The organism is Bradyrhizobium roseum (genome assembly GCF_030413175.1).
Lineage (GTDB): Bacteria > Pseudomonadota > Alphaproteobacteria > Rhizobiales > Xanthobacteraceae > Bradyrhizobium > Bradyrhizobium roseum.
In genome coordinates this window covers 677,090-702,725 of the sequence record NZ_CP129212.1, presented here as the reverse complement: position 1 = coordinate 702,725, position 25,636 = coordinate 677,090, and the positions used below count along the sequence as shown (strand labels likewise).

Genomic DNA, 25,636 nt, shown 5'->3' with positions numbered 1-25,636 from the left:
GAGGGCCTGCTTTGCTGCGCCCATCGATCACTCAGCATTGCTTCAACATTCCTTGGGATCGACGAGACCATTGCTACGGCCGACGATCTCGTAATTTCCGCCCTTGGCGACGGCCGTATACATCTTCATCTTGCAGTGCCGCTTGCCCGGCACCATCTCGGCCGGTCCGCCCGGTCCTTCAGCGATCTTGGCGTGATCGAGGGCCGCGGAGACCGCCTCGCGATCGATCTTGCCGGCTTCCTTGACCGCGGCTTCCCACAATTTCAGCCCGCGATAGGTGCCGGTCGCGGCACTGCCGGCGGCGAACAGGAAGTTGCCAGGAAAATCCTTCTCATACGCGGCCTGGATCTTGGCGTCGAACGGGTTCTCCTTGGTCAGCACCTTGAAATAGTCGAGGCAGCTCGCAAGGCCCTCGATCTCGGCGGCCTGATTGATGTTGAGCGTGTTCTCGTCATAGTAGACGCAGGCGAGCCGGCCGCCGTTCTTCAGGAAACCGGCCTCGTAGAGCTGCTTGAAGAACGGACCGACGCCCGGCGGGATGACGGTGTTGAAGACCACATCGACCTTGTTGGAAATGATGCGGTTGACGGTCGACGAAAAATCCACCTGGTCGAGCGGATAGTATTCCTCGAACACGACCTCGCCGCCGTTGGATTCGATCACCTTGCGGGCATAGACGTTGAGCGTGTGCGGCCAGACATAATTGGCGCTCGGCAACGCGAACTTCTTGCCGCCGTTCTTGATCAACCAGGGAATGAACTCGTCGCATTGCTGCGCCGGCGTAGGCCCGGTGCAGAACAGATGGGGCGTGCATTCCTTGCCTTCGTAAAGCTGCGGATAGATGTACAGCGTCTTGCCGCGCGCCACGATCGGGTCCTTGATCGCGTTGCGCATCGAAGAGGTGATGCCGCCGAGCACCATGTCGACCTTGTCGCGCTGGATCAGCTTGCGGACGTTGCCGACGGCGACCGATTCGTTGGAGGCGGTATCCTCGATATAGAGTTCGATCGGCCGGCCGAGCAGGCCACCGGCGTCGTTGATCTGCTTGATGACCATCTTGGCGACGTTGGCGTCGGCGTTGCCGGCATAGGCGATCGGGCCGGTCAGGTCGGTGGCGATGCCGACCTTGATCGCGCCCTCGGCGGCGTTGGCCCAGTCGGGCCGGATCACCCAGCTTCCGGCGCCGGTGGCGATCGCGCCAGCCGTGAAGGCAAAGCCGCTCATGAAACGACGGCGTGTCAGATCAAGACGATCAGCGAACATGATTTAAACCCCTTTTCCAGCGATGAGGCCCTGCGGCCGGAACTTGATGAACACGATGGCCAATACGAAAACGAGAACGTCGGCAACGACGGGCGCCATGACCCAGGGCAGCGCGGCACTGAGCGTCCCGATCAGGCCCGCGCCGGCAACCGGCCCGATGAACGACCCGATGCCGCCGACCATCACCGCGACGAAGCCCTGGATCAGGAAGCGAATGCCGAGATCGGCAAACAGGCTGAAGACCGGCACGATCAACGCACCGGCAAGCCCCGCCAGCGCGGCGCCGAAGGCAAAGGTGGCGCCGTAGATCAGGGGCGTGGAGATTCCCGACGCCCGCGCCAGCGCAGGATTTTCCAGCGTCGCGCGCACGCGCAGGCCGAAGCTGGTTCGCGACAGCAGCAAATAGCAGCCTCCCATCACCAGCACGGTGATGATGACGATCGTGAAGCGCCACGCCGAGATGTGCATCGTGCCGATATCGATCGATCCGCCGATCGGCTCCGGCACGGTCAGATAGAAGCCGCCGATCAGGCCGCGCACGCTTTCGCGGACGATCAGGCCCAGCGCATAGGTGCCCAGCATTGCGACGATCGGCGCGGCATAGAAGCGCCGGATGATCAGCGCCTCGAGCACGAAGCCGATGCCGCCGACAATGAACGGCGCGGCCGCCATGCCGGCCCAGATCGGCAGCCCGCGGCTATGGGCGAGGTAGGTCACGTAGGCACCGAGCAGGACGAACTCACCCTGCGCGAAATTGAAGATCCCCATCATGCTGGCGATGATCCCGAGCCCCAGCACGACGAGGACGATGATCGCGCCGAAACTCAGGATCTCGAATGCCGCAACGAAGGTGCTCGCCATGTCCTATGTCCAGCCGACCGGCAATGATGGTCTCCTCACATCTTTTTCCAGTCGCCGATCTGTTCGAAGGCATGCGCGGCGCGATAGATCGTCGATTCCTCGAACATGCGGCCGACCAGCATCATCCCGACGGGCAGGCCGTCGACCATGCCGCAGGGCACCGACATCGCCGGATGATGCGTGATATCGAACGGCGCGGTGTTGGAGATCATTTCCAGCGCGCGGGCCACATAGTCCTCGCGGCTTGCATTGGCCGGCGGCAGCGGCGTCGCCTTCATCGGCGTCGTCGGCAGCAGCAAGAGATCATAGTCCTTGAACGCCTTGTCATAGGCGGCGGTCAGCCGGCGGGAGATGTTGAGCGCCTTGCCGTAGTAGCGCGGGCCAAAATTGTTGTTGATGTAGGTGCCGAGCAGCAGAAACAGTTTTGTGGTTTCCGACAGCGAGTCGGCCTGCCGCCGCCAGCCGCGATGGAAATCCATCAGCGACGTCGAATAGAGATCGCCGCGGCTCAGGCCGTAGCCGTCGCCATACATCATGGTCTGCGTCATGCCCTCAGTGCCGATCGGCGTCCAGATCGCCGGCCCGGTCAGGTGCATCGGGATCGACACCATCTCGACGGAGGCGCCGAGATCCTTGAACCGCTTGGCGGCCTCCCGCACGCTTTCATTGACGGCCGTTTCCGCGTTCGGCTGTTCAAAACCCTCCTTGAGGATGCCGATCTTCATGCCCTTGGCGCCGGCGCCGATCGCCTTGGTGTATTCCTCGACTTTCGGCGCCTTGATGCGCGGATCGTAGCCGTCGTCGCCGGCGAGCACCTCCAGCAGCAGCGCGTTGTCCGCGACCGTGGCCGTCATCGGCCCGGTATGATCGACGAAGATTTCGATCGGCATGATCCCGGTGTAGGGAACCAGCCCCCAGGTCGGCTTCATGCCGTAGGTGCCGCAGAACGACGACGGCATGCGGATCGAACCGCCCTGGTCGCCGCCGATCGCCATGTCGACTTCGCCGAGCGCGACGACGACGCCGCTACCCGAGGACGAGCCGCCGGCCGAATAGCCCATCTTGTGCGGATTGTGCACAGGCCCAACCGCGTTGGTGTGGCTGCCGCCCGACATGCAGAAGGATTCGCAGTGCACCTTGCCGAGAATCTCGGCGCCCGCATCGAGCATCCGCGTGACGATGGTGGCGTCGAAATCGGGCACGTAGCCTTCCAGCGTGGCCGACCCGTTCATCATCGGCACGCCGGCCAGCATGATGTTGTCCTTCAGGGCGACGGTCTTGCCCTTGAGCTTGCCGGAGGCCGCCCCCTTCACGATCGATTTGCGGTACCAGGCGTTGCGCGGATTCTCCTCGGGAGACGGCCGGTAGCCCGGCGTACGCGGATATTTCACTTCCGGCACCTCGTCGGGCATCGCCGCCACCAGATTGTAGGCATCGATCGAGCCCTGCATCAGGCCGCGGAACGAGGCGACGTCTTCCTCAGTCAGCGACAGGCCGCACTGCTCGGCGACCGCGCGAAGTTGCATTGGGGTTGGTAGGGCGACTGACACGGCCTTCTCCTGAAGCTTTGAGTCCCTCTGCGCGGCACCTCGATCGACCTGATGTCCGGCGCAGCCATCACCGCGGTATTGAAAACGGAAATATTTTCCTTTTCAAGCATTATTTTGAAAGCACCCACCTGCGGTACATGGCCCGTCGTCAGATCGGCTTGATCAGCTTGAAGTCGAGCCCGTCGGCCTCGGCGAGATACATCGGCATCCGGGCGTGGCCATTGCGGATCGCGACGGAACCGCGGGCGCCGCGATAGACGAGATTGCGCGCGGCCGTGAGCAACGGCCCGACCGTCAGCGTGCCTGCCTGATTGGCCGCGGCTTCGAGGAGGCAGAGCCCCTCATAACTGGATTGACCAAGTGAGCCGATCGGCGGGGCATTCGGGCCGAACATCGTGCGATATCGGCTCTGGAAGTCATCATTGGCGCGCGAAGCGATGCCGGGGAAATAGCCGGAAGCACAGAACAGGTTCTCGCTGTTGTCGGCGCCGATGCCGAGCAGCACGGTCTCATCCATCGCGCCGGCCAGCCGCAGCGTGGTGGCGCCGAGATCGCATTCACCGAAGGCGCGGTTGAAGGTGATGCTGTCGGTGCCGATCAGCGAGATCAGCACGACGTCGGGTTTGGCGGCACGAATGCGCGCCAGATGCGGCTCATGATTGTCCTCGCCGAGGGGAACGAACTCTTCGCCGACCACCCGTCCGCCGGTCTCGGCGATGTATCTCTTCACCGCGCGATGCGAATGCCACGGCCAGACGTAATCGCTGCCGATCAGGTACCAGCGCGAAGCCTTCTTGGCCTCGGCAAGCCAGTGGATCGACGGCCGGCTTTGAAAACGCGGCGTCTCGCCGATCGCGATGACGCCCGGCGTCCGCTCGCCGCCCTCGTAGACAGGTGTGTAGATGTAGGGAATCCGGTTGCGGGTGATAACATCGCGCAGCGCGACACGCACCGCGCTGGTGTGCAGCCCGACGATCACGTCGACTTCGTCGAAAGCAATGGCCTGTTCGGCACGGTCCACGACTTCGTCGATCGGCCCGCCGGCATCGTAGATCGACAGTTCGATCTCGCGCCCAAGCACGCCGCCACGCCTGTTGATCTCGGCGACCGCCAACTGCGCGCTGCTGGTGGCGCACGGCCCCCAAACCCCGGGTGAGCCGGTGCAACAGATGAAGCCGCCGACACGAAGCTTGTTGCGCGCGCCACGCCGCCCGAAGGTACGGTCATCCGGTGACAACGCGCGATCGACCGCCGGCGACGCCAAATTCCTCAACAGCAAAGACGGCGGAAACGCAGACCCGCCGGCAGCCGGGAAGTTTTCCGTCGAAGGCACGCCAACTCCTGTCTGGCACCAGACCTGAACGCATCCAGCAGGCGGCCGCGGCATCCGCCCTTGTTAGTTGGTGAAATATCCTATTGGAAAATATTGAATATTCAACAATTGAAGTGCATATAGAAACGGCATTCGCTGCCGGACATTCACTCATTTGGATCAAGACGAAGTCTCAACCGTGGCCAAACCGCCAAAAGACAACTCCCCCATCACCGAACATCTCGCCTATCTGCTCGCGCAAGCCAACCGGGAGATCAACCGGCAGCTGGAGATGCGGCTGAGCAAGGAAGGCGTACCTGTCGAGCAGTGGCGCATCCTCAAGGTGCTGTCCGACGGCAAAGGGCATTCCATGGGGGAACTGGCGGACGCCGTGCTCCTCAACCATCCGACCCTGACCAAGATGGTCGACCGCATGGTGTCGGACGCGCTGGTCTACCGCGTTCAGGACCCCAAGGACCGCCGCAAGGTCTTGATGTACGTCTCCGACCGCGGCAAGGCGCTGAGCAAGCGGCTGAATTCCCTGGCCGTGAGCCAGGAGGAGCACATCCTGGAAAGCTACGGCGACAAGCCGACCAGCGAACTCAAGCGGCTGCTGGAAAGCCTGATCGACAGCTCGAATTGAGGCCTGCACCTGGCTGATGTCCGGCTCGCTGCCGGACAGGGTGTTCGCCTGCGGCGCCGGCTCGAGAGCCGGCACCGGCGGTCAGGCATATCTGCCGTGGCAGTGCTTGTACTTCTTCCCCGACCCGCACGGGCAATCCTCGTTGCGGCCGACCTTGCCCCAGCTGGCTGGGTTCTTCGGGTCGCGGGCGGCGGCGGTGGCATCCGGCACCAGCGAGGCGCCGGCGAACGCCATCTCGTCTTCGCCGGTGTTCGGATCGAGCTTGTGCGCTTCCATCGGCGGCAGCACCGGCTGCTGCTCTTCCGGCGGCACGATCTCGACGCGGATCAGCTGCGCGGTCACTGCCTCGCGCAGATGCGCGCCCATCGTCTCGAACAGGTTGAAGGCCTCGAGCTTGTACTCCTGCAACGGATCGCGCTGGCCGTAACCGCGCAGGCCGATCACCTGGCGCAAATGGTCGAGCATGATCAGGTGCTCGCGCCAGAGATGGTCCATCGTCTGCAGCAGGATGGTCTTTTCGACGTAGCGCATCACGTCGGGGCCCCACTGTGCGACCTTGGCCGCCATGCGCTCGTCGACGTTCTTCTCGATCCGCGACAGCAGTTCCTCGTCGGCGATGCCCTCTTCCTTGGCCCATTCGTCAACCGGCAGATCGACGTCGAGCACGCGCTTCAACTCTTCCTTCAGCCCAGCCGTATCCCACTGCTCGGCATAGGCATGCTCGGGAATGTGCTTGGCGACGACGTCGTCGATGAAGGAATGACGCATGTCGGTCACGGTCTCGGCGACGCTGTCGTCCTTCATCAGGTCGATGCGCTGGTCGAAGATCGCCTTGCGCTGGTCGTTCTGGACGTTGTCGAACTTGAGCAGGTTCTTGCGGATGTCGAAGTTTCGGGCCTCGACCTTCTGCTGCGCCTTCTCCAGCGCCTTGTTGATCCAGGGATGGATGATGGCCTCGCCCTCTTTGAGGCCGAGCCGCTGCAGCATGCTGTCGAGACGGTCGGAGCCGAAGATCCGCATCAGATCGTCTTCCAGCGACAGGAAGAATTTTGAGCGGCCGGGGTCGCCCTGACGGCCGGCACGGCCGCGAAGCTGGTTGTCGATGCGGCGGGATTCATGCCGCTCCGAGCCCATGATGTAGAGGCCGCCTGGCTTGGTAATGGTCTTGGCCGGCTTGGAGCCCTTGGCGGGCTCGATCTCGACCGTTTCCTCCGCCTTCAGCACGATCTCGCGGAAGCGCTCGATGTCAGCCTTGATCTGCTCGATCTTCCTGGCCTTCTCAGCCTCGTCGGTGATGTTGCCGGTCTCCTGCTGGATCCGCATCTCCAGCGAACCGCCGAGCTTGATGTCGGTACCGCGGCCGGCCATGTTGGTGGCAATCGTGATCGCGCCGGGCACACCGGCTTCGGCGACGATGTAGGCTTCCTGTTCGTGGAAGCGCGCGTTCAGCACCGCGAACAGTTTTGCCGGCTTGCCCGCCCGCGCCGCGGCGTAGAGCTTCTCCATGCCGTGTTCCGCGCCGAAATCGATCTGCTTGTAGCCGTTCTTCCTGAGATACTCGGCCAGCACTTCCGACTTCTCGATCGAGGCGGTGCCGACCAGCACCGGCTGCATCCGCGCGTTGGCCCGTTCGATCTCGGCCAGGATCGCCGCGTATTTCTCGCCCTGGGTGCGGTAGACCTCGTCGTCCTCGTCGAGACGCGCGACCTGCACGTTGGTCGGGATTTCCAGGACCTCGAGCTTGTAGATGTCGAACAGTTCGTCGGCTTCGGTCGCGGCCGTACCGGTCATGCCGGCGAGCTTCTCGTACATGCGGAAATAGTTCTGGAAGGTGATCGAGGCCAGCGTCTGGTTTTCCGGCTGGACCGTAACGTGCTCCTTGGCTTCGAGTGCCTGGTGCAGGCCTTCCGAATAGCGCCGGCCCGGCATCATGCGGCCGGTGAACTCGTCGATGATGATGACTTCGTCGTCGCGGACGATATAGTCCTTGTCGCGGGTGAACAGCGAGTGCGCCCGCAGCGCCTGGTTGACATGGTGCACGACCGAGACGTTCTCGACGTCGTAGAGCGACTCGCCCTTGAGCTGGCCGGCATCGCGCAGCAGCGTCTCGATCTTCTCCATGCCGCCTTCGGTCAGCGTCACCGTGCGCTGCTTCTCGTCGACCTCGTAGTCGGTCTTCTTCTCCAGCTTCGGCATGAAGGTGTCGATGGTGTTGTAGAAGTCCGAGCGGTCGTCGAGCGGACCGGAGATGATCAGCGGCGTACGCGCCTCGTCGATCAGGATCGAGTCGACTTCGTCGACGATCGCGTAATAGTGCCCGCGCTGGACCATGTCCTCCAGGCGGTACTTCATGTTGTCGCGCAGATAGTCGAAGCCGTATTCGTTGTTGGTGCCGTAGGTGATGTCGCAGGCATAGGCGGTCTTGCGCTCGGCGTCGTCGAGGCCGTGCACGATGACGCCGGTGGTCATGCCCAGGAAGGAATAGATCTGGCCCATCCAGCCGGAATCGCGGCGGGCGAGGTAGTCGTTGACGGTGACGACGTGGACGCCCTTGCCGGCAAGCGCATTGAGATACACCGCCAGCGTCGCCACCAGAGTCTTGCCTTCGCCGGTCTTCATCTCGGCGATGTCGCCCTCATGCAGCACCATGCCGCCGATCAGCTGGACGTCGAAATGGCGCTGGCCGAGGGTGCGCTTGGCGGCCTCGCGCACGGTGGCGAAGGCCGGCACCAGGATATCGTCGAGTGACTTGCCGTCGGCGAGCTGCCGGCGGAATTCGGCGGTGCGGGCTTTCAGCGCGTCGTCGGACAGCGCGACGAGTTCGGGCTCAAGCGCATTGATGGCGTTGACGCGGGACTGATATCCCTTCACCCGCCGGTCGTTGGCGGAGCCGAAAAACTTGCGGGCGAGCGCGCCGATCATGCCAATCCTGCCTTTGCCGTTACTTGCGTTACCAACCGCGACGTGGTCCACCAAGTTGCCTATCAACTCACCGTGACGCATCGAGGCGAACGCCCCGAACCGGGGGTCATCCGCCAAATGAGTGGGAATCGGGCAATCCAAGGTTCAACGGCAAAAAACGCAGCAAAATAAGCGCTATCGCCGCTGGTGGTTCCGGCACAGATATGGCTGGGTTCGGACCTTGTCAACGTGCAGCCATCTGTCAAGGAATTCATCATTTTGACAGACTTTTCGCGTTGCCAATGCCGTATGATTGGGCGAGTGTCCCGCCGCCTTTGCCGCCCCCATCTTCAAGACAAGGATTTTGCATGACCACCTCGTTCCCGGAAACGAAAACCGGACTGCGTTTCGGCCTCGCCACCCTGGCCACGACGGCCTGCCTGGCCGCGATTCTGGCCGCCGGCCTGCCGGTTCGTGCCCAGGACAACCCCGTTCTCGCCAAGGTTAACGGTGTCGAGATACGCCAGAGCGACGTGGCGCTCGCGGAAGAGGAACTGGGCCCCAGCCTCGCGCAGATGGACCCGGCGACCAAGAAGGACAACGTGCTGGCGTTCCTGATCGACCTGAGAATCGTCGCCAAGGCCGCCGAGGACAAGAAGGTCGAGAATTCCGAGGATTTCAAGAAGCGTCTGGCCTTCACCCGCAGCCGCCTCCTGATGGACAGCCTGCTCGCCACCGAGGGCAAGGCCGCGACCACCGACGAGGCCATGAAGAAGGTCTATGAGGAGGCCTCCAAGCAGATCACCGGCGAAATGGAAGTCCATGCCCGCCATATCCTGGTCGAGACCGAGGACGAGGCCAAGGCGATCGCCGAAGAGCTGAAGAAGGGCGGCGATTTCGCCGAACTGGCCAAGAAAAAGTCCAAGGACCCGGGCGCCTCCGATGGCGGCGATCTCGGCTTCTTCACCAAGGAGCAGATGGTGCCGGAATTCTCCGCCGTCGCCTTCACGCTCGAGCCCGGCAAGATCTCCGACCCGGTCAAGTCGCAATTCGGCTGGCACATCATCAAGGTCGAGGAAAAGCGCGCCCGCAAGGCCCCCGAGTTCGAGCAGGTCAAGGCCCAGATCGAGACCTATGTGACGCGCAAGGCCCAGGCCGAGTACGTCGCCAAGCTGCGCGAGACCGCCAAGGTCGAGCGCATGGACAAGCCGGCCGAAGCCGCCAAGACCGACGCGCCGAAGCCGTCGGATTCCAAGATGGCGCCGCCGGCGAAGAAGTAAAAAATCGCTGTTCCTTCAGCGAGACCAATAGTATTGACCATCGTTATGGCCGGGCCGAAGCGCCCGGCCGTTTCATGTCCGGGGGTCGCTAACCGGCCCTGAAGACGTCGATGGCCGGGGCTGGTCCGGCTATGGTTTGATCTGGCCGAACAGGTGCTTCCATGTCCACTGCCGTCTCCCCCCTCGCCCCGACCGATGTTCCCGACATGCCGGCGATTGCGGGCGTCAAGCTCGCCACCGCCGCCGCCGGAATCCGCTACAAGAACCGCACCGACGTACTGCTCGCCGTGATGGACAAGGGCACCACGGCCGCGGGCGTCTTCACCAAGTCGAAATGCCCCTCCGCGCCGGTCGAATGGTGCCGCGCCAGGCTGAAAGGCGGCAAGGCCCGCGCGCTGGTGGTCAATTCCGGCAACGCCAACGCCTTCACCGGCAAGACCGGCAAGCAATCGACCGCGCAGACCGCGCAGATCGCGTCGAAGGCGGTCGGCTGCGCGACCTCCGACGTGTTCCTCGCCTCGACCGGCGTGATCGGCGAGCCGCTCGACGCCACCAAGTTCGACGGCGTGCTGGCGACGCTGGCGGACGCCGCTACGCCCGACCACTGGATGGACGCCGCCAGGGCGATCATGACCACCGACACCTTTCCGAAGGTGGCGACCGCGACCGTGAAACTCGGCAAGGCCAAGGTCACGATCAACGGCATGGCCAAGGGCGCCGGCATGATCGCACCCGACATGGCAACCATGCTGTCCTTTATCTTCACCGACGCGCCGCTGTCGTCGGCCGTGCTGCAGTCGCTGCTCAAGGGCGGCGTCGAGGACACGTTTAACGCCATCACCATCGACAGCGACACATCGACGTCGGATACGCTACTGGCCTTCGCGACCGGCGCGGCCGCCGCCAACGGTGCACCGAAGATCAGCCGCGCCAGCGATCCCAGGCTGAAGGCGTTTACCAGGGCGTTCCACGCCGTGCTGGCCGACCTCGCCGAGCAGGTCGCCCGCGACGGCGAAGGCGCGCGCAAGCTGGTCGAGGTGGTCGTCGAAGGCGCGACCACCAAAATGTCTGCGCGAAAAATCGCGATGTCGATTGCGAATTCGCCGCTGGTGAAGACGGCGATCGCCGGCGAGGACGCCAATTGGGGCCGCGTGGTGATGGCGGTCGGCAAGGCCGGCGAACCGGCCAACCGCGACAAGCTATCGATCTCGTTCAACGGCATCCGCGTCGCCAAAAGCGGCGCGCGCGACCCGTCCTATGACGAGGCCGAGGTTTCCGAGGTGATGAAGAACCCGAAAATCCAGATCAAGGTCACGCTTGGCCTCGGCAAGGGCCGCGACCGCGTGCTGACCTGCGACCTCACCAAGGAATATGTCGCAATCAACGGCGACTACCGGTCATAGGCGAGAGCGCGTCGCATGGCCGACCTCAAGCTCACCCTCGTCGTCGCCTGTGCGCTGGTCGATGCCGACAAGCGCGTGCTGATCGCCCAGCGCCCGGAAGGCAAGGCGCTCGCGGGCTTGTGGGAATTTCCCGGCGGCAAGGTCGAGCCCGGCGAACGTCCGGAGCAAACCTTGATCCGCGAGCTGCGCGAGGAAATCGGCATCGAGGTCAGCGAGCCGTGCCTCGCGCCGCTGACCTTTGCCAGCTACGCCTATGAGACGTTTCACCTGCTGATGCCGCTGTACATCTGCCGGCGCTGGGAAGGCCTTGCCGTCGCGCGCGAAGGCCAGCAACTGGCCTGGGTCCGCGCCAACAGGCTGCGCGACTACCCGATGCCGCCGGCGGACATTCCGCTGATTCCGCATTTGATCGATGTGCTGATGTAGCGGGGCGCGCAACGCCCACGATCGTCATGCGCGGGCTTGACCCGCGCATCTATCCATCTTCGAAAGACTCTTCGAGAAGCGGATGGATTGCCGGGTCAAGCCCGGCAATGACAGGCATCACTTCTTCCGCTTCACTGCGTCCTCCAGACTCGCCTTCGCCGACCCCGGCTTCAACGGCTGCTGCTGGCTTTCATGCGGCGCCCAGCCGGTCAGCCAGATGACATCGAAGGTCGCGCGGATGCGACCGTCCGCATCGGCAAATCGCTCGCCGTAAATCTGCGCCATCCGCAGCATGGTGGCGCGGCGGGTCGGCGTACGCCGCCGCTCGATCAGGATATTGGTGGCGCCCATCCGCCGGAGGTCGGCCATCAGCGCAAACGCGCTGTCGTAGCGGACCACCACGCGATCGACGTCGGTGACCGGCAGCGCCAGCCCCGCCCGCTGCAGCAGCGCGCCGACATCGCGCAAATCCGCAAACGGCGCGACGCGCGGCGACACCCCGCTTTCGCATTCGGCTTCTGCCGCGGCAAAGGATTGCCGGAGTTCGGTCAAGGTATCGCCGCCGATCATCGCCGCCAGCAGCAGCCCGTCGGGCCGCAGCGCACGGCGGATTTGCGCCAGCACGCCCGGCAGATCGTTCGCAAACTGGAACGCCAGCGCCGAGACGGCCAGATCGAGCGATAGCGGTTGCAGCGGCAGCGCTTCCGATTGATCGGGATCGATGCGCGTGAGCGACTGGAAGCGATCGGCCAGCGGCTTTCGCAGCAATCCGTCCGGCGTCCAGATATCGGCGACATCGGCAAAATTCCGCATCACCGCCTGCAGCCGATCTTCAAAATCCTCCCGGATGCGATCGAGCAAAAAGGTCGCTGGTCCGCCACGCCGCGCGCGTTCCATCCGCGCGCGCAACAAGGCGCGGTCGAACAGGATGGGCGCGGCGGTCGGATTCGAAGCCATGCCGGTTGGTACGCTGCCCGCCCTACGCTGGCAATCCGGAGGTTGAGAGCTGCCAGATGGACCGCTATTCTTTTGTCATACGGATACGGATATTCCTCATGCTCGCGGTTCATCTTCGAGACATCAATGCAGGCATCGTCAAGGCTTGGGAACAGGCTTTTGCCGACGTACCCGAAGTGCACGTATCTCGCGGCGACATCTTCGAACACAAGGCGGACGCCATCGTTAGCCCGGCTAATAGCTTTGGTTTCATGGATGGTGGGATCGACTTGCTGTATTCGAAATATTTCGGGTGGGAGCTTCAAACAGCGCTGCAAGGCCTGCTCGCGGAGCAGCATTATGGCGAACTGCCGGTTGGGCAAGCCGTAGTCGTGCCTACCGGCCACGACTATATCCCATATTTGATTAGCGCGCCGACGATGCGGATACCCTCGAACATCAGCGCGACAGTCAATGTGTATCTGGCCTTCCGGGCTGCGTTGATTGCTGTGCTGACGCACAACGCACGCACGAAGACGCCAATTCGGACCTTGCTCGTTCCGGGACTTGGCACTGGCATCGGCGCCGTTGCGCCGGCGACGGCAGCGCGCCAAATGCGGCTGGCCTATGATGCGATCGCGCCGAGCCAGCACGGCGAGACCCGCAGCGCGCGAGCGATATTACGCCAGCACAACGAAATGCTGTTGTAGCGTGACAACATCTTGCGGCTTGAGCCGCGCCCGCCCCGGCGCTAGCCTCCCCCCATGGACGCCGAGGCATCACCACCACGCTCCGTCACCAGCCACCTGCGCGGCGCGTTGAACGCCTGTCGCGATGCGTTCGCGCATCTGCCAAAACTCGCGCTCGACATCGCGCTGCCGACGCAGTGCGTGTCCTGCCGCGAGCCGGTCGATGGCGAGGGCGTCTGCGCTTCGTGCTGGGCAAAGCTGTCGTTCATCGAACCGCCTTATTGCCCGCGGCTCGGGATACCCTTTGTTTACGATCCGGGACCGGACCTGCTGTCGATGGAGGCGATCGCCAGCCCACCCGCCTACCAGCGCGCCCGCGCCGCGGTACGCTATGACGACGTCGCCCGCACGCTGGTGCATGCGTTGAAATACCAGGACCGCACCGATCTCGCGCCGGCCATGGGCCGCTGGATGGCCCGCGCCGGACAGGAATTGCTTGGCCAGGCCGACGTGCTGGTGCCGGTTCCGCTGCACTGGCGGCGCGGCTGGAGCCGCCGCTACAACCAGTCGGGCGCACTGGCGCGGGTGATTTCGCGCCAAAGCGGGGTGAAACTGGCCACCGAGGCGCTCCGGCGCATCCGCCCAACCGCGCAGCAGATCGGACTGTCGCGGCCGCAGCGCGCCACCAACGTTCAGGGCGCCTTCAAGGTCGCGCCGGACCGCAGCGCTGACATCGCCGGCCGCCGCGTCGTTCTGATCGACGACGTGCTCACCTCGGGCGCCACGACGGACGCCTGCGCCCGGGCGCTGCTGCGCGCCAAGGCCGCGCAGGTCGACGTGCTGGTATTCGCGCGGGTTGTGGACAGCCACCGCGCTCCCATATAATTCAAGTACTTGCCAAATCAGAGCGCCCCATGACCGCCATTGAAATCTACACCCGCCCGGGCTGCGGCTACTGCACCGCCGCCAAATCACTGCTGACGCGCAAGAATGCCGCGTTCACCGAATTGAACGTGGCGGACGAACCGGCCTATCGCGAGCAGATGTACGAGCGTGCCGGACACGGCTCGACCTTTCCGCAAATCTTCATCGGCACAACCCATGTCGGCGGCTGTGACGAGCTTTACGCGCTGGACCGCGCGGGCAAGCTCGACGGCTTGCTCGCCGGAGAAAAGGCCTCCTCATGAGCGATGGTTCCACCTTTACCGCCGCCATGGTGCAGATGCGCACCGGATTGTTGCCCGGGCCAAGCCTTGAGCAAGGCACGAAACTGATACGCGAGGCCGCGGCCCAAGGGGCGGATTACGTGCTCACCCCCGAGGTGAGCAACATGATGCAGCTGAACCGTACGGCGCTGTTCGAGCATCTGGCATCGGAGGAAGATGACCTCTCGCTGAAGGCTTATCGCGATCTGGCGAAGGAGCTGAAAATCCATCTCCATATCGGCTCGCTGGCGCTGCGCTTCTCGCCGGATCGCGCCGTCAACCGCTCGTTCCTGATCGCCCCCGATGGCAGCGTGCTGGCGAGCTACGACAAGATCCACATGTTCGATATCGACCTGCCCGGCGGCGAGAGCTATCGCGAATCCGCCAACTACCAGCCGGGCGAAACGGCCGTGATCTCGGATCTGCCGTGGGGCCGCATCGGGCTGACGATCTGCTACGACGTGCGCTTTCCGGCGCTGTATCGCGCGCTGGCCGAAGCCGGCGCGTCGTTCCTCACGGTGCCGTCAGCGTTCACGCGCAAGACCGGCGAGGCGCATTGGCACACGCTGCTGCGCGCCCGCGCCATCGAGACCGGCTGCTTCGTGTTCGCCGCCGCGCAGTGCGGCATGCATGAGAACAAGCGCGAGACCTACGGCCATTCGCTGATCATCGCGCCCTGGGGCGAGATTCTTGCCGAGGGCGGCGTCGAGCCCGGCGTATTCCTCGCCGAGATCGACACATCGAGGGTCGAGACCGCGCGCAAAACCGTGCCGTCGCTGCAGCATGGCCGGCGTTTCGGCCTCGCCGATCCCAAGGCGGGCCCGGAGCATCTGCACCTCGTCCGGGGTTCGGTATGATCCGCTACAACCTTCGCTGCGAGAAGGGCCATACGTTCGAAAGCTGGTTTCAAAGCTCGGCGGCCTACGAAAGCCAGGAGAAGCGCAAGCTGGTGAGCTGCCCCTCCTGCGGCTCGGCCAAGGTTGAGCGCGCCATCATGGCCCCGCGGATCGTGAGCAAGAAGGGCCGCGATACCGCCCCGCAGGCGCCGACCGCCGAAGTCACGGCATCATCGGAATCAACACCGCTCCTGATGGCGCAGGAGCGCGAGCTACGCGCCAAGATCAAGGAATTGCGCGATCACATCGTCAAGAACGCCGACAATGTCGGCGAACGGTTCCCCAACGAAGCGCGCAAGATGCATTACGGCGATATCGAGCATCGCCCGATCTACGGCGAGGCCTCAGCCGAAGAAGCGCGCGCACTGATCGACGAGGGCGTCGAGGTCTCCCCACTGCCGGTGCTGCCGGACGACCGGAACTGAGCCTCGCCCGTCATTCCGGGGCACGCGCAGCGTGAACTATGATGTGCAATTGCACATCTGAGAATCCAACTCTCCACGCGGTTGGTGCCCGTTATCATATTTAGACCGACCTTGCGGCGGCTTGGATTCCGGGTTCGTGCTTCGCGCGCCCCGGAATGACGACTTGAGCTACACCGCCACCAGCAGCGCCACACCCGCCACGATCAGCGCGATGCCAAACAGTTCACGCGCCGACAGCGGCTGCTTGAACGAATAATACGACACGGCCTGCGCGAACAGCACCTCGACCAACGCCAGCGTGCGCACGTTGGCCGCCGCCGTCAGCGCGAACGCCAAAAACCAGAACTGCGAGGCGAACGCGCCCATGAAGCCCGCGAGCATCGATGGCTTCCACAATCCAAAAATCTTCTTGAGCACATCGGGCGCGCGGGCGACCAGATAGACGGTCAGGACCAGCGTCTGCACGAACAATCCCCACACCAGCGTGTAGGACGCTGCCGTCACGAACGACACGCCCGGCACCGTGATGATGGCACCGCGAAAGCCGATCGCCGACAGCGCGAAACAGCCGGCGGCGACCAGGCCGATGATGGTCGGCTTCAGTTCGGCAAACCCCTTCTCGCCGCCCGGCCGCAGCGCCGTGATCACCACGCCGATGGTGGCGATCATGATGGCAACCACCTTCAGCAGCGTCAGATGATCGCCTAGAAAAATGAAGCCGAAGATCGCGGTCTGGATCGCCTCGGTCTTCAGGTAGGCCGTCGTCACCACGAACGAGCGATCGTTCATCGCCAGCAGCATCAGGCCGGTGGCGAGGATCTGGCTCAGCGCACCCAACAGCAGCCACGGCCAGAAAGTCGCCGTCGGCCAAGGCACGCCGTCGCCGGTGACGGCCACGACAACCACAAAGAACACGATCGAGAACGGGAAGCCGAACAGGAAGCGGATATTGGTCGCGCCCCAGGTGCCGAGCGGCCCCGTCAACGATCGTTGCATCGCATTGCGCGCGACCTGGCCGAGCGCAGCGACGATGGTGAAGGGAATCCAGAGCGAGGCGACGGTGAACATTTGGGGGAAACCGGCGGGTAAGGTCGCGGCACCGTGGCGGGCGGGATGCGTCAGGTCAACAGAATCGGCGTCATGACAGGATTGCGCGCCAAGGTCCTCGAGTCGTCCCGGCCTTGAGCCGGGACCTATACGCCGTGCTCTCTCATGCGAGCACGAATAATAGAAGTCTCGTAACCCGATTAGCGCCGCAGAGTATGGATCCCGGCGTTCGCCGGGACGACCATAGAACCCTACGCTCCCTCCGCCACCACCATGTAGTTCACGCCCATGTCGGACGAGATATTCCAGCGGTCGGCAAGCGGATTGTAGACCACGCCGGCCTGGTCGGTGATGGTGAGCTTGTTGTTGGCGAGATGCTGCGCCAGTTCCTCGGGGGTAACGAACTTGTCCCATTGATGGGTGCCGCGCGGCAACCAGCGCAGCACGTATTCGGCGCCGACGATGGCGAGCGCAAAGCTCTTCCAGTTGCGGTTCAGCGTCGAGACCACCATCAATCCGCCGGGCTTCATCATCGCTGAACAGCGGGCGAGGAAGGCACCGACATCGGTGACGTGCTCGACCACTTCCATCGCCAGCACGATGTCGAAGCGCTCGCGCACGTCCATTTCCTCAATCGTGGTACAGCGGTAGTCGATCGACAGATGAGCCTTGTCGGCATGCAGCTTGGCCGCGGCGATGTTGGTCGCAGACGGGTCGATCCCGATCACCTGCGCGCCGAGCCGGGTAAACGGCTCGCACAGCAGGCCCGCGCCGCACCCGATATCGAGCATGCGCAGGCCCGACAGGCAGCTCAGGCTCTTGGCGTTGCGATCGAACTTGCGGCAGGCGGCGTCGCGGATATAGGCCAGCCGCAGCGGATTGATCTTGTGCAGCGGGGCCATCTTGCCCTTGGGGTCCCACCACTCGTCCGAGAGTTTTGAGAATTTTGCGATTTCGGCCGGGTCGACCGAGCTGCCGGTGGAAAGACCAGCGGGTGAATTCTGCTGCATGGTCATGATTTATACGCCGGCCGGTCGTGCGGTGATGGCATTACGGAACGACAGCGGCGAGGCAATCATGTCGAGGGTCTTGCCGCCCTCGCCGACCCCCAGCACCGTCACGTCGCCGTAGTTGAAGAGGCGGCCGAGGATGCTCTGGTTGACGTCGACGCTCTCGACCTTGTCCACACTCATCTCGAACGTCTGCCGCTGGATGAAACCGGTCTTGTGGACGACGCGATAATTGGTGACGTCGGTCTCGGTGGTCCAGCGGTGGAACCAGGCGGTCGCGGTCTTGAACAACGCAAAGATGGCCGCAATCGCCGCGAGCGACAGACATACCAGTGCCGGAGAACCCGGCGGTACCATGCCCGAGGCCACGAGGAAGACGGCGGCTGCAATCCACCCCAGAATCGCCGGCAGGAAGTAGATCCAGTGCGCGTTGGTCGAATACAGCACCTTCTCGCCGGGTTGAAGGATTTCGTCGATATACCGGCCCATACGCCCGTCCTGAATTAACCCGTTACGCCAGCGATTTGCGACATTTTTGGTCCGGAAACCAAGCTGGTTGCTTGCCCCGAACCGCGCCGCTATGTATACGCCGCTTTCGGCCCGGGCGCTCAAATTTCGTGCGGGCCACCTTACTTATCCTCACAGGGAATGCACGCGTCGTCATGGGCCGCCTCGTGATGAAATTCGGCGGTACGTCCGTCGCCAATATCGAACGCATCCGCAACGTCGCGCGGCACGTCAAGCGCGAGGTCGACGCCGGGCACGATGTCGCCGTCGTCGTGTCGGCCATGTCCGGCAAGACCAACGAACTCGTGGACTGGTGCCGCGACGCGTCGCCGCTGCATGATGCCCGCGAATATGACGCTGTGGTGGCGTCCGGCGAACAAGTCACGTCCGGCCTGCTCGCTATCGTGCTGCAGGGCATGGGTATCCAGGCCCGCTCCTGGCAGGGTTGGCAAATACCGATTGTGACCTCGGACGCCCACGCCTCGGCGCGGATTCTCGAAATCGACGGCAGCGAGATCATGAATCGTTTCGCCGATCGCAAGGAGGTCGCCGTCATCGCCGGCTTCCAGGGCATCAACCCGCAGACCAACCGTATCACTACGCTCGGACGCGGCGGCTCCGATACCTCGGCGGTAGCGATCGCGGCCGCGATTCGCGCCGATCGCTGCGACATCTATACCGACGTCGACGGCGTCTACACGACCGACCCGCGGGTGGTTCCCAAGGCAAAGCGGCTCGACAAGATCGCCTTCGAGGACATGCTGGAACTGGCCTCGCTGGGCGCCAAGGTCCTCCAGGTGCGATCGGTGGAACTCGGCATGGTGCACAACATGCCGGTGTTCGTCCGCTCCAGCTTCGACAAGCCCGAGGATATCGACCCGCACGGCACGCCGCCGGGCACGCTGATCTGCAGCGAGGAGGAAATCATGGAAAGCCACGTCGTCACCGGTATCGCCTTCTCCAAGGACGAAGCCCAGATTTCGCTGCGCCAGATCCAGGACAAGCCCGGCGTTGCCGCCGCGATCTTCGGGCCGCTGGCGGACGCCAACATCAATGTCGACATGATCGTCCAGAACGTCTCCGAGGACGGCAAGGCGACCGACCTCACCTTCACGGTGCCGGCCTCCGACTATAACCGCGCCCGCGACACCATCACCTCGTCGAAGGACAAGATCGGCTACGCCAGGCTCGACAGCGCCACCGACGTCTCCAAGGTCTCGGTGATCGGCAGCGGCATGCGCAGCCACGCCGGCGTCGCGGCAAAGGCGTTCAAGGCGCTGGCCGAGCGCAATATCAACATCCGCGCCATCACCACCTCCGAGATCAAATTTTCGGTGCTGATCGACGCCGCCTATACCGAGTTGGCGGTGCGTACGCTGCACACCCTCTACGGGCTCGATCAGGCCTAGAACAATTTTCTCTCAAATTTGACGCATGGTCTGACAGCTCGCGGGCTTCGCGCCCGCAGCATCGGCGCTGACACACACGTTATTGGTATTGGCAGGCGTTTTGCTTGGCAAAACAAGCCTCGATTGGCTATAGGCCTGTGAGGTGGGTTGCCGCAAACTTTGCGACGGTTTTGGCAATCCCGATTCGGCTGGAATCAGGTGCCTGCGACCGCGCCGAATGAATAAAATTGTTGTTTTCGAGCGTTTTACGCCAGCCGCCGGCCCGGCGGCCTGGACTCGCGGGGGGAGGATACCAGCACATGCGGAGCGCGTCGGGAGGCCCCCGCGTCTTGTTGAGACGGCTCCGCGAAACCATGGCGGAGCAGGTCTCGGCGCAGGAGCGCCTGGACAAGATCGTGGTGCTGATCGCGGCCAACATGGTGGCCGAGGTCTGTTCCTGCTACGTGCTGCGCGTCGACAACACGCTCGAACTGTATGCTACCGAGGGCTTGAACCGCGACGCCGTGCACCGCACGGTACTTACCGCGCACGAGGGTCTGGTCGGTCTCGTCTCCAGCGAAGCCAGCCCGCTGAACCTCTCGGACGCGCAAAGCCACCCGGCGTTCTCGTTCCGGCCTGAAACCGGCGAGGAAATCTACCACTCCTTCCTCGGCGTGCCGATCCTGCGCGCCGGCAATACGCTCGGCGTGCTGGTTGTACAGAACCGCGCCAAGCGCACCTATGTCGAGGAAGAGGTCGAGGCGCTGCAGACCACCGCCATGGTGCTGGCGGAGATGATCGCCTCCGGCGAACTGGCGGCGCTGGCGCAGCCGGGCGCGGAGCCGGCGGCGCGGCACTCCCTGCACAAATCAGGGGCGATCCTCTCTGACGGTATCGCGCTCGGCCATGTCGTGCTGCACGAGCCGCGTGTCGTCATCACCAATTACATCGCCGAAGACCTGCCGAAGGAAATCAAGAAGCTGGATACCGCGCTGGCCAAGCTGCGCGCCGACCTCGACCGCATGCTGGAGCGCGGCGACGTCGCCGAGGGCGGCGAGCACCGCGACGTGCTGGAAGCCTACCGCATGTTCGCCAACGACCACGGCTGGTCGCACAAGCTGCACGAGGCGGTCGCCACCGGCCTCACCGCGGAGGCCGCCGTCGAGCGCGTGCAATCCGACACCCGCGCGCGCATGCTGCGCTCGACCGATCCCTATCTGCGCGACCGCCTGCACGACCTGGAAGACCTCGGCCACCGCCTGATGCGCCAGCTGGTCGGACAGGATCATGCACCGTCGCGCGAGCAACTGCCCGAGAACGCCATTTTGATTGCGCGCGCGATGGGGCCGGCGGCGCTGCTCGACTACGACCGCAAGCGGCTGCGCGGCCTGGTGCTGGAGGAAGGCACCGCGAATTCCCACGTCTCGATCGTGGCGCGCGCGCTCGGCATTCCTGCCGTCGGCGAGGTACCGAACGCGCCCGGCATTGCCGATCCCGGCGACGCCATCATCGTCGACGGCACGTCGGGCTCGATCTATGTCCGTCCCTCGGCCGAGATCGAATCGGCCTATGCGGAGCGGGTGCGTTTTCGCGCACGGCGGCAGGCGCAATATGCCGCGCTGCGCGACAAGCCCTGCGTCACCAAGGACGGCCAGAAGGTCGAACTGATGATCAACGCCGGCCTCGTGATCGACCTGCCGCATATCGACGACACCGGCAGCGCCGGCATCGGGCTGTTCCGTACCGAGTTGCAATTCATGGTGGGCCAGAGCCTGCCGCGCTCGTCGGATCAACTGGCGCTCTATCGCACGGTGCTGGACGCGGCGGGCTCCAAGCCGGTGACGTTCCGCACCCTCGATATCGGCGGCGACAAGGCGCTGCCCTATATGGAGACGGTGATCGAGGAAAATCCCGCGCTCGGCTGGCGCGCGATCCGGCTCGGACTCGACCGGCCGGGCCTGTTGCGCGGCCAGATCCGCGCGCTGCTGCGGGCCGGCGGCGGCCGCGCGCTGAAGATCATGTTCCCGATGATTTCCGACGTCGCCGAGTTCGACGCGGCCAAGGCGATCGTCGAGCGCGAGCTGACCTATCTGCGCCAGCACGGCCATGCGCTGCCGGAACGGATCGATGTCGGCACCATGATCGAGGTGCCGGCGCTGCTCTATCAGCTCGACGAGCTGCTCAAGCGGGTCGATTTCGTTTCGGTCGGATCGAACGACCTGTTCCAGTTCATGTTCGCGGTCGACCGCGGCAACGCCAAGGTTTCCGAACGGTTCGACACCATGTCGGCGCCGATCATGCGTGCGTTGCGCGATATCGTGCACAAGGCGCAGGCGGCGAAGAAGACGGCTTCGCTGTGCGGCGAGATGGCCTCAAAGCCGCTCGGCGCGCTGGCGCTGATCGCGCTCGGCTACCGCTCGCTGTCGCTGTCCGCCACCGGGCATGGCCCGGTCAAGGCGATGATCCTCGACCTCGACGCCAGGAAGGCCGAAGCCGTGATCATGCCGCTGATCGATGCGCCGGCCGGCAGCGTCTCGATCCGGCAGAAACTGACGGAATTCGCGGAGGCCGAGGGGCTGTCGTTGTAGCGAGGCTGCTTCCCGACGACGTCGCCTTCCCTTTCGGTCCTTGAGAATCATGCCATGCTACCCGAAGCCAAACTCGACATTCTGCTCGCCCACCACGCCTCGCTGGAGGCCGAATTGCTGGGCCAGGTGAATTCCGAAAAATACGTCCAGATCACCCGCGAACTCGCCGAGCTCAATCCGCTGATCGATGCGGTAAAAGCCTATCGCGGGGCGCGGGCCGAAATCGCCGGCGCCGAACAGCTGCTGGCGGATTCCGCCACCGATCCCGACATGCGCGGCATGGCCGAGGCCGAACTCGAAACGCTGCAGGCGACCATCGCCGAACTGGAGCAGAAGATCCGCGTGGCGCTGCTGCCCAAGGACGCCATGGACGACCGCAACGTGGTGCTGGAAATCCGCGCCGGCACCGGCGGTGACGAAGCATCCCTGTTCGCCGGCGACCTGTTCCGGATGTACGAGCGGTTCGCCGGCCTGCAGGGCTGGAAGGTGGAGGTGATCTCGGCTTCCGAAGGCACCGTGGGCGGCTTCAAGGAAATCATCGCCGAGGTGCAGGGCCGCGGCGCGTTTGCAAAGCTGAAATTCGAATCCGGCGTGCACCGGGTGCAGCGCGTGCCCGACACCGAAACGCAGGGGCGCATTCACACGTCGGCCGCCACCGTCGCCGTGCTGCCGGAGGTCGAGGATGTCGATGTCGACATCAAGAACGACGATCTGCGGATCGAGACCATGCGCGCGCAGGGCGCCGGCGGCCAGCACGTCAACAAGACCGAATCGGCGATCCGCATCACCCACATCCCGACCGGCATCGTGGTCATGATGCAGGACAGCCGCTCGCAGCACAAAAACCGTGCCTCCGCGATGAACATTCTGCGCTCGCGCATCTACGACGCCGAACGCCAGCGCGTCGATGCCGTGCGTTCTGCGGAGCGCAAGGAGAAGGTCGGCTCGGGCGACCGCTCTGAGCGCATCCGCACCTACAATTTCCCGCAAGGCCGCGTCACCGACCACCGCATCAATCTGACGCTCTATAAATTGCCGCAGGTGATTTCGGGCGAGGCGCTCGGCGAATTGATCGACGCGCTGACGACCGAGCACCAGGCCGCCCAACTCGCCGCGCAAGGCGCGGCGGCGTGACCGCGGCGACCATCGACAGCGCACGACGCGCGCTCGCCGCGAAATTCAAGGCCGCCTCGATCGAATCCGCTGACCTCGACGCGCGTATTCTCGCCGGCCACGCCCTCGGCCTCGACCTGACCGGCCTGATATCGGCTGCGCAGCGCCAGCTCACGCCGGACGAATCGGCGCGTCTCGAAAACTTCGCGCGCCGCCGCCTCGCAGGCGAACCGGTCGCGCGCATCGTCGGCGAGAAGGAATTTTGGGGGCTGCCCTTGCAGCTCTCGTCCGCGACGCTGGTGCCGCGGCCTGATACCGAGACGGTGGTCGAACTGGCGCTGGAATCGTTGCGCGCCGGTGGAAGCCTCGACCGTCCGTTGCGCATCGCCGATCTCGGCACCGGCTCCGGCGCCATTCTGCTGGCGCTGCTGTCCGAGTTGCCGGCGGCGCAGGGCTTCGGGACCGACATTTCGGACGATGCCCTGCAAACCGCCGCCGCCAATGCCGCCCGCGCGCGCCTTTCCGATCGCGCCGCGTTCATCGCATGCGATTACGCAGCCGGACTGACCGGCCCGTTCGACCTGATCGTCTCCAATCCGCCCTATATACGCACGGCGGACATTGTCGGCCTGGCGGCGGAGGTGCGGAATCACGATCCGCGGGCCGCACTCGATGGCGGCGCCGATGGGCTCGATGCCTACCGTGCGCTGATCCCACAGGCGGCGGGCCTCCTGGCGCCCGGGGGCCTTCTTGTCGTGGAAGCCGGACTGGGCCAAAGCAGCGCGATTGAAGCTTTTATGACGAATGCCGGGTTAACGCTCGCGACCGCCCCAAAGGCCGACCTGGCGGGCATTCCGCGGGCCGTCGCAGGCCATAAATTGGCCCGATAAAGTCCCTTTCGGACGCAAAAAAACCCCTTGGAATATTCCCCGGGAGCGACTACGTTCCGCTCACAACATCGGTCCAGGGTTGCTGGCCCCGTTAAGACGATACGGGTGAGGCCAGAGTTCTCGAAACGAGAGCCCGCCGGGTGAAAGGTTCCAAAAGCAGGTCGAATTGAGCGCAATAGCCGGAGCTGTGCTGCTCTCGACCGTAAAGCGAACGAAAGCCTGATATTGCGCTTGAAGACTTACGCATCCGCCAGTCCTGCGAAGCCGTCGAGCAAGAAGATCGGGCTGGTTTTGGCACGCTGAATGATTTGTTCCGGCGCGCGAATAGATGCCGCCGATTGGGGAACGCGTCTTTGCTGAACGCGATGGCTAGCGAAATCGACGACATGAATCTGGACGGCATCGCAATTCAGTGCGCCGTGATTCGGTGTGCCTTGGCGCGCGCCGCATCCGACCAGGCTACGACGGCAACTGCATAACTTCAGGGCTGGAATAAAGGCGAGACATGAGAAACGGTCAGAACAACAAGCGGATGCGTAACCGGAATAATAACAACAACAATAGCAGCAGCAACAATAACCGGCGCGGTCAAAACCCGATGACCCGGGTGTTCGAATCGAACGGACCCGATATCAAGATCCGCGGTACCGCCTCGCACGTCGCCGAAAAATACGTTCAGCTCGCACGTGACGCGCGCTCTTCCGGCGACCCGGTGGCGGCCGAGAACTACTACCAGCACGCCGAACATTATTTCCGCCTGATTGCCGCCGCGCAGGAGCAATTCCGGCAGAACCAGCCGCAGCCGCGTATCGACACCGAGATGCAGCCCACGGCAGAAGACGGCGAAGACGACGGCGAGAATTTTTCGCATTTCGGCCAGGAGCCGGGCTTCGTCCCGCAGCAGCCGCAGCCTTACGTCCGCGACAACAATCCACGGGAGCCGCGCGGCGATGGCCAGCCCTACCAGCAGCCGCGCGAGCATCATCGCGAGCGCGAGCACCGTCCGCAGCCGCAGTACCAGCCGCAACCTCAGCCGCAGCCGGTGATCGCCGATACCGGCGGCGTCGACCGCCTGCCCTCCTTCATCACCGGCCCGCAGCCGCAGGTGAACGGCGCGCCGGGCGGCTATGAAGAGGGCCGCGGCGAGCGTTTCCCGCGCCGGCGCCGGCGCCCGCATGGCCCGCGTCCCGACATGGCCGCCGCGCCAGCCGCGCCCAGCGAAGATTTCAATCCGGGGAATGAGTAGTAGTTAGCTCACGATCATCGTCCCCGCGAACGCAGGGACCCATGCGCCGCGGCTTTC

General features: G+C 64.1%; 23 protein-coding genes. 14 read left to right on the top strand and 9 right to left on the bottom strand.

The genetic code is table 11. The features are described from left to right. Window positions 1-42: 42 nt before the first annotated feature. The 4 genes from QUH67_RS03155 to QUH67_RS03140 all read right to left on the bottom strand — a co-directional run bounded on the left by QUH67_RS03155 (window position 43) and on the right by QUH67_RS03140 (window position 5,007). Window positions 43-1,263 (bottom strand): substrate-binding protein, encoded by a 1,221-nt coding sequence (locus tag QUH67_RS03155; protein WP_300945190.1) that lies wholly within the window; start codon window positions 1,261-1,263, stop codon window positions 43-45. 3 nt (window positions 1,264-1,266) lie between these two features. Next, window positions 1,267-2,124 carry a branched-chain amino acid ABC transporter permease gene (locus QUH67_RS03150; RefSeq protein WP_300945189.1) on the bottom strand — a complete coding sequence of 286 codons (858 nt, stop codon included), beginning with the start codon at window positions 2,122-2,124 and terminating at the stop codon, window positions 1,267-1,269. A gap of 35 nt (window positions 2,125-2,159) precedes the next feature. Next, window positions 2,160-3,674: an amidase gene (locus QUH67_RS03145; RefSeq protein WP_300945188.1), complete on the bottom strand. Its 1,515-nt coding sequence runs from the start codon at window positions 3,672-3,674 to the stop codon at window positions 2,160-2,162. A 148-nt stretch (window positions 3,675-3,822) separates the two neighbouring features. After that, window positions 3,823-5,007 (bottom strand): substrate-binding domain-containing protein, encoded by a 1,185-nt coding sequence (locus tag QUH67_RS03140; protein ID WP_300945187.1) that lies wholly within the window; start codon window positions 5,005-5,007, stop codon window positions 3,823-3,825. 178 nt (window positions 5,008-5,185) lie between these two features. On the opposite strand from QUH67_RS03140, the gene QUH67_RS03135 reads away from it, so the two are divergent. Next, window positions 5,186-5,629, top strand: coding sequence for a MarR family winged helix-turn-helix transcriptional regulator (locus QUH67_RS03135; protein WP_300945186.1), 444 nt, complete (start codon window positions 5,186-5,188; stop codon window positions 5,627-5,629). An 81-nt stretch (window positions 5,630-5,710) separates the two neighbouring features. On the opposite strand, the gene secA is transcribed toward QUH67_RS03135, so the two are convergent. Next, window positions 5,711-8,551, bottom strand: a complete 2,841-nt coding sequence (gene secA, locus QUH67_RS03130; RefSeq protein ID WP_300945185.1) for a preprotein translocase subunit SecA — start codon at window positions 8,549-8,551, stop codon at window positions 5,711-5,713. Between the two features lie 347 nt (window positions 8,552-8,898). On the opposite strand from secA, the gene QUH67_RS03125 reads away from it, so the two are divergent. From QUH67_RS03125 to QUH67_RS03115, 3 genes are all read left to right on the top strand, one after another. Then, window positions 8,899-9,810 carry a peptidylprolyl isomerase gene (locus QUH67_RS03125; RefSeq protein ID WP_300945184.1) on the top strand — a complete coding sequence of 304 codons (912 nt, stop codon included), beginning with the start codon at window positions 8,899-8,901 and terminating at the stop codon, window positions 9,808-9,810. 161 nt (window positions 9,811-9,971) lie between these two features. Beyond that, window positions 9,972-11,213 (top strand): bifunctional glutamate N-acetyltransferase/amino-acid acetyltransferase ArgJ, encoded by a 1,242-nt coding sequence (argJ, locus tag QUH67_RS03120; protein WP_300945183.1) that lies wholly within the window; start codon window positions 9,972-9,974, stop codon window positions 11,211-11,213. Window positions 11,214-11,228: 15 nt separating this feature from the next. Further along, complete coding sequence (locus QUH67_RS03115; RefSeq protein WP_300945182.1) at window positions 11,229-11,639, top strand: (deoxy)nucleoside triphosphate pyrophosphohydrolase; 411 nt, start codon at window positions 11,229-11,231, stop codon at window positions 11,637-11,639. A 117-nt stretch (window positions 11,640-11,756) separates the two neighbouring features. Here the strand turns inward: QUH67_RS03115 and QUH67_RS03110 are convergent, their stop codons facing one another. Further along, window positions 11,757-12,596: a methyltransferase domain-containing protein gene (locus QUH67_RS03110; RefSeq protein ID WP_300945181.1), complete on the bottom strand. Its 840-nt coding sequence runs from the start codon at window positions 12,594-12,596 to the stop codon at window positions 11,757-11,759. A gap of 56 nt (window positions 12,597-12,652) precedes the next feature. On the opposite strand from QUH67_RS03110, the gene QUH67_RS03105 reads away from it, so the two are divergent. From QUH67_RS03105 to QUH67_RS03085, 5 genes are read left to right on the top strand one after another with little or no spacing between them, the layout of a single operon-like run. Beyond that, window positions 12,653-13,285: a macro domain-containing protein gene (locus tag QUH67_RS03105; protein ID WP_300945180.1), complete on the top strand. Its 633-nt coding sequence runs from the start codon at window positions 12,653-12,655 to the stop codon at window positions 13,283-13,285. 54 nt (window positions 13,286-13,339) lie between these two features. Beyond that, window positions 13,340-14,149, top strand: a complete 810-nt coding sequence (locus QUH67_RS03100; RefSeq protein ID WP_300945179.1) for a ComF family protein — start codon at window positions 13,340-13,342, stop codon at window positions 14,147-14,149. Between the two features lie 29 nt (window positions 14,150-14,178). Then, a complete protein-coding gene (gene grxC / locus QUH67_RS03095; RefSeq protein ID WP_300945178.1) occupies window positions 14,179-14,451 on the top strand; it encodes a glutaredoxin 3 in 273 nt (90 codons plus the stop codon). Then, window positions 14,448-15,326: a carbon-nitrogen hydrolase family protein gene (locus tag QUH67_RS03090; RefSeq protein ID WP_300945177.1), complete on the top strand. Its 879-nt coding sequence runs from the start codon at window positions 14,448-14,450 to the stop codon at window positions 15,324-15,326. The genes grxC and QUH67_RS03090 overlap by 4 nt, the downstream gene beginning before the upstream one ends. Then, window positions 15,323-15,790 (top strand): DUF1178 family protein, encoded by a 468-nt coding sequence (locus QUH67_RS03085; RefSeq protein ID WP_300945176.1) that lies wholly within the window; start codon window positions 15,323-15,325, stop codon window positions 15,788-15,790. Before QUH67_RS03090 ends, QUH67_RS03085 begins: the two co-directional genes overlap by 4 nt. 168 nt (window positions 15,791-15,958) lie before the next feature. Here QUH67_RS03085 and QUH67_RS03080 read toward each other — a convergent pair whose 3' ends face one another. The 3 genes from QUH67_RS03080 to QUH67_RS03070 form a co-directional block, all read right to left on the bottom strand. After that, the gene (locus tag QUH67_RS03080) at window positions 15,959-16,858 is read right to left on the bottom strand and encodes a DMT family transporter (protein ID WP_300945175.1); all 900 of its coding nucleotides are present in this window, start codon (window positions 16,856-16,858) and stop codon (window positions 15,959-15,961) included. A 230-nt stretch (window positions 16,859-17,088) separates the two neighbouring features. Then, window positions 17,089-17,853 (bottom strand): bifunctional 2-polyprenyl-6-hydroxyphenol methylase/3-demethylubiquinol 3-O-methyltransferase UbiG, encoded by a 765-nt coding sequence (ubiG, locus tag QUH67_RS03075; protein WP_300945174.1) that lies wholly within the window; start codon window positions 17,851-17,853, stop codon window positions 17,089-17,091. 3 nt (window positions 17,854-17,856) lie between these two features. Next, window positions 17,857-18,336 carry a PH domain-containing protein gene (locus QUH67_RS03070; RefSeq protein WP_300945173.1) on the bottom strand — a complete coding sequence of 160 codons (480 nt, stop codon included), beginning with the start codon at window positions 18,334-18,336 and terminating at the stop codon, window positions 17,857-17,859. 173 nt (window positions 18,337-18,509) lie between these two features. Here QUH67_RS03070 and QUH67_RS03065 point away from each other — a divergent pair, with 173 nt between their 5' ends. The 5 genes from QUH67_RS03065 to QUH67_RS03045 all read left to right on the top strand — a co-directional run bounded on the left by QUH67_RS03065 (window position 18,510) and on the right by QUH67_RS03045 (window position 25,579). Next, a complete protein-coding gene (locus tag QUH67_RS03065; RefSeq protein ID WP_300945172.1) occupies window positions 18,510-19,763 on the top strand; it encodes an aspartate kinase in 1,254 nt (417 codons plus the stop codon). A gap of 299 nt (window positions 19,764-20,062) precedes the next feature. Further along, window positions 20,063-22,330 carry a phosphoenolpyruvate--protein phosphotransferase gene (ptsP, locus tag QUH67_RS03060; RefSeq protein WP_300945171.1) on the top strand — a complete coding sequence of 756 codons (2,268 nt, stop codon included), beginning with the start codon at window positions 20,063-20,065 and terminating at the stop codon, window positions 22,328-22,330. A 54-nt stretch (window positions 22,331-22,384) separates the two neighbouring features. Continuing rightward, window positions 22,385-23,464, top strand: coding sequence for a peptide chain release factor 1 (gene prfA, locus QUH67_RS03055; protein WP_300945170.1), 1,080 nt, complete (start codon window positions 22,385-22,387; stop codon window positions 23,462-23,464). Continuing rightward, a complete protein-coding gene (gene prmC, locus QUH67_RS03050; RefSeq protein WP_300945169.1) occupies window positions 23,461-24,333 on the top strand; it encodes a peptide chain release factor N(5)-glutamine methyltransferase in 873 nt (290 codons plus the stop codon). The genes prfA and prmC overlap by 4 nt, the downstream gene beginning before the upstream one ends. Window positions 24,334-24,838: 505 nt before the next feature. After that, window positions 24,839-25,579: a DUF4167 domain-containing protein gene (locus tag QUH67_RS03045; RefSeq protein WP_300945168.1), complete on the top strand. Its 741-nt coding sequence runs from the start codon at window positions 24,839-24,841 to the stop codon at window positions 25,577-25,579. The last annotated feature ends 57 nt before the right edge of the window (window positions 25,580-25,636 follow it).

Bases quoted from the DNA above. Each gene is read 5' to 3' on its own strand.
- QUH67_RS03100 (WP_300945179.1), top strand. From the start codon at position 13,340: ATGGACGCCGAGGCATCACCACCACGCTCCGTCACCAGCCACCTGCGC.
- QUH67_RS03115 (WP_300945182.1), top strand. From the start codon at position 11,229: ATGGCCGACCTCAAGCTCACCCTCGTCGTCGCCTGTGCGCTGGTCGAT.
- QUH67_RS03065 (WP_300945172.1), top strand. From the start codon at position 18,510: ATGGGCCGCCTCGTGATGAAATTCGGCGGTACGTCCGTCGCCAATATC.
- QUH67_RS03105 (WP_300945180.1), top strand. From the start codon at position 12,653: ATGGACCGCTATTCTTTTGTCATACGGATACGGATATTCCTCATGCTC.
- argJ (WP_300945183.1), top strand. From the start codon at position 9,972: ATGTCCACTGCCGTCTCCCCCCTCGCCCCGACCGATGTTCCCGACATG.
- QUH67_RS03110 (WP_300945181.1), bottom strand. From the start codon at position 12,596: ATGGCTTCGAATCCGACCGCCGCGCCCATCCTGTTCGACCGCGCCTTG.
- QUH67_RS03155 (WP_300945190.1), bottom strand. From the start codon at position 1,263: ATGTTCGCTGATCGTCTTGATCTGACACGCCGTCGTTTCATGAGCGGC.
- ptsP (WP_300945171.1), top strand. From the start codon at position 20,063: ATGCGGAGCGCGTCGGGAGGCCCCCGCGTCTTGTTGAGACGGCTCCGC.
- QUH67_RS03045 (WP_300945168.1), top strand. From the start codon at position 24,839: ATGAGAAACGGTCAGAACAACAAGCGGATGCGTAACCGGAATAATAAC.
- QUH67_RS03080 (WP_300945175.1), bottom strand. From the start codon at position 16,858: ATGTTCACCGTCGCCTCGCTCTGGATTCCCTTCACCATCGTCGCTGCG.
- QUH67_RS03125 (WP_300945184.1), top strand. From the start codon at position 8,899: ATGACCACCTCGTTCCCGGAAACGAAAACCGGACTGCGTTTCGGCCTC.
- QUH67_RS03090 (WP_300945177.1), top strand. From the start codon at position 14,448: ATGAGCGATGGTTCCACCTTTACCGCCGCCATGGTGCAGATGCGCACC.
- secA (WP_300945185.1), bottom strand. From the start codon at position 8,551: ATGATCGGCGCGCTCGCCCGCAAGTTTTTCGGCTCCGCCAACGACCGG.
- ubiG (WP_300945174.1), bottom strand. From the start codon at position 17,853: ATGACCATGCAGCAGAATTCACCCGCTGGTCTTTCCACCGGCAGCTCG.
- QUH67_RS03150 (WP_300945189.1), bottom strand. From the start codon at position 2,124: ATGGCGAGCACCTTCGTTGCGGCATTCGAGATCCTGAGTTTCGGCGCG.
- prfA (WP_300945170.1), top strand. From the start codon at position 22,385: ATGCTACCCGAAGCCAAACTCGACATTCTGCTCGCCCACCACGCCTCG.
- grxC (WP_300945178.1), top strand. From the start codon at position 14,179: ATGACCGCCATTGAAATCTACACCCGCCCGGGCTGCGGCTACTGCACC.
- QUH67_RS03070 (WP_300945173.1), bottom strand. From the start codon at position 18,336: ATGGGCCGGTATATCGACGAAATCCTTCAACCCGGCGAGAAGGTGCTG.
- QUH67_RS03085 (WP_300945176.1), top strand. From the start codon at position 15,323: ATGATCCGCTACAACCTTCGCTGCGAGAAGGGCCATACGTTCGAAAGC.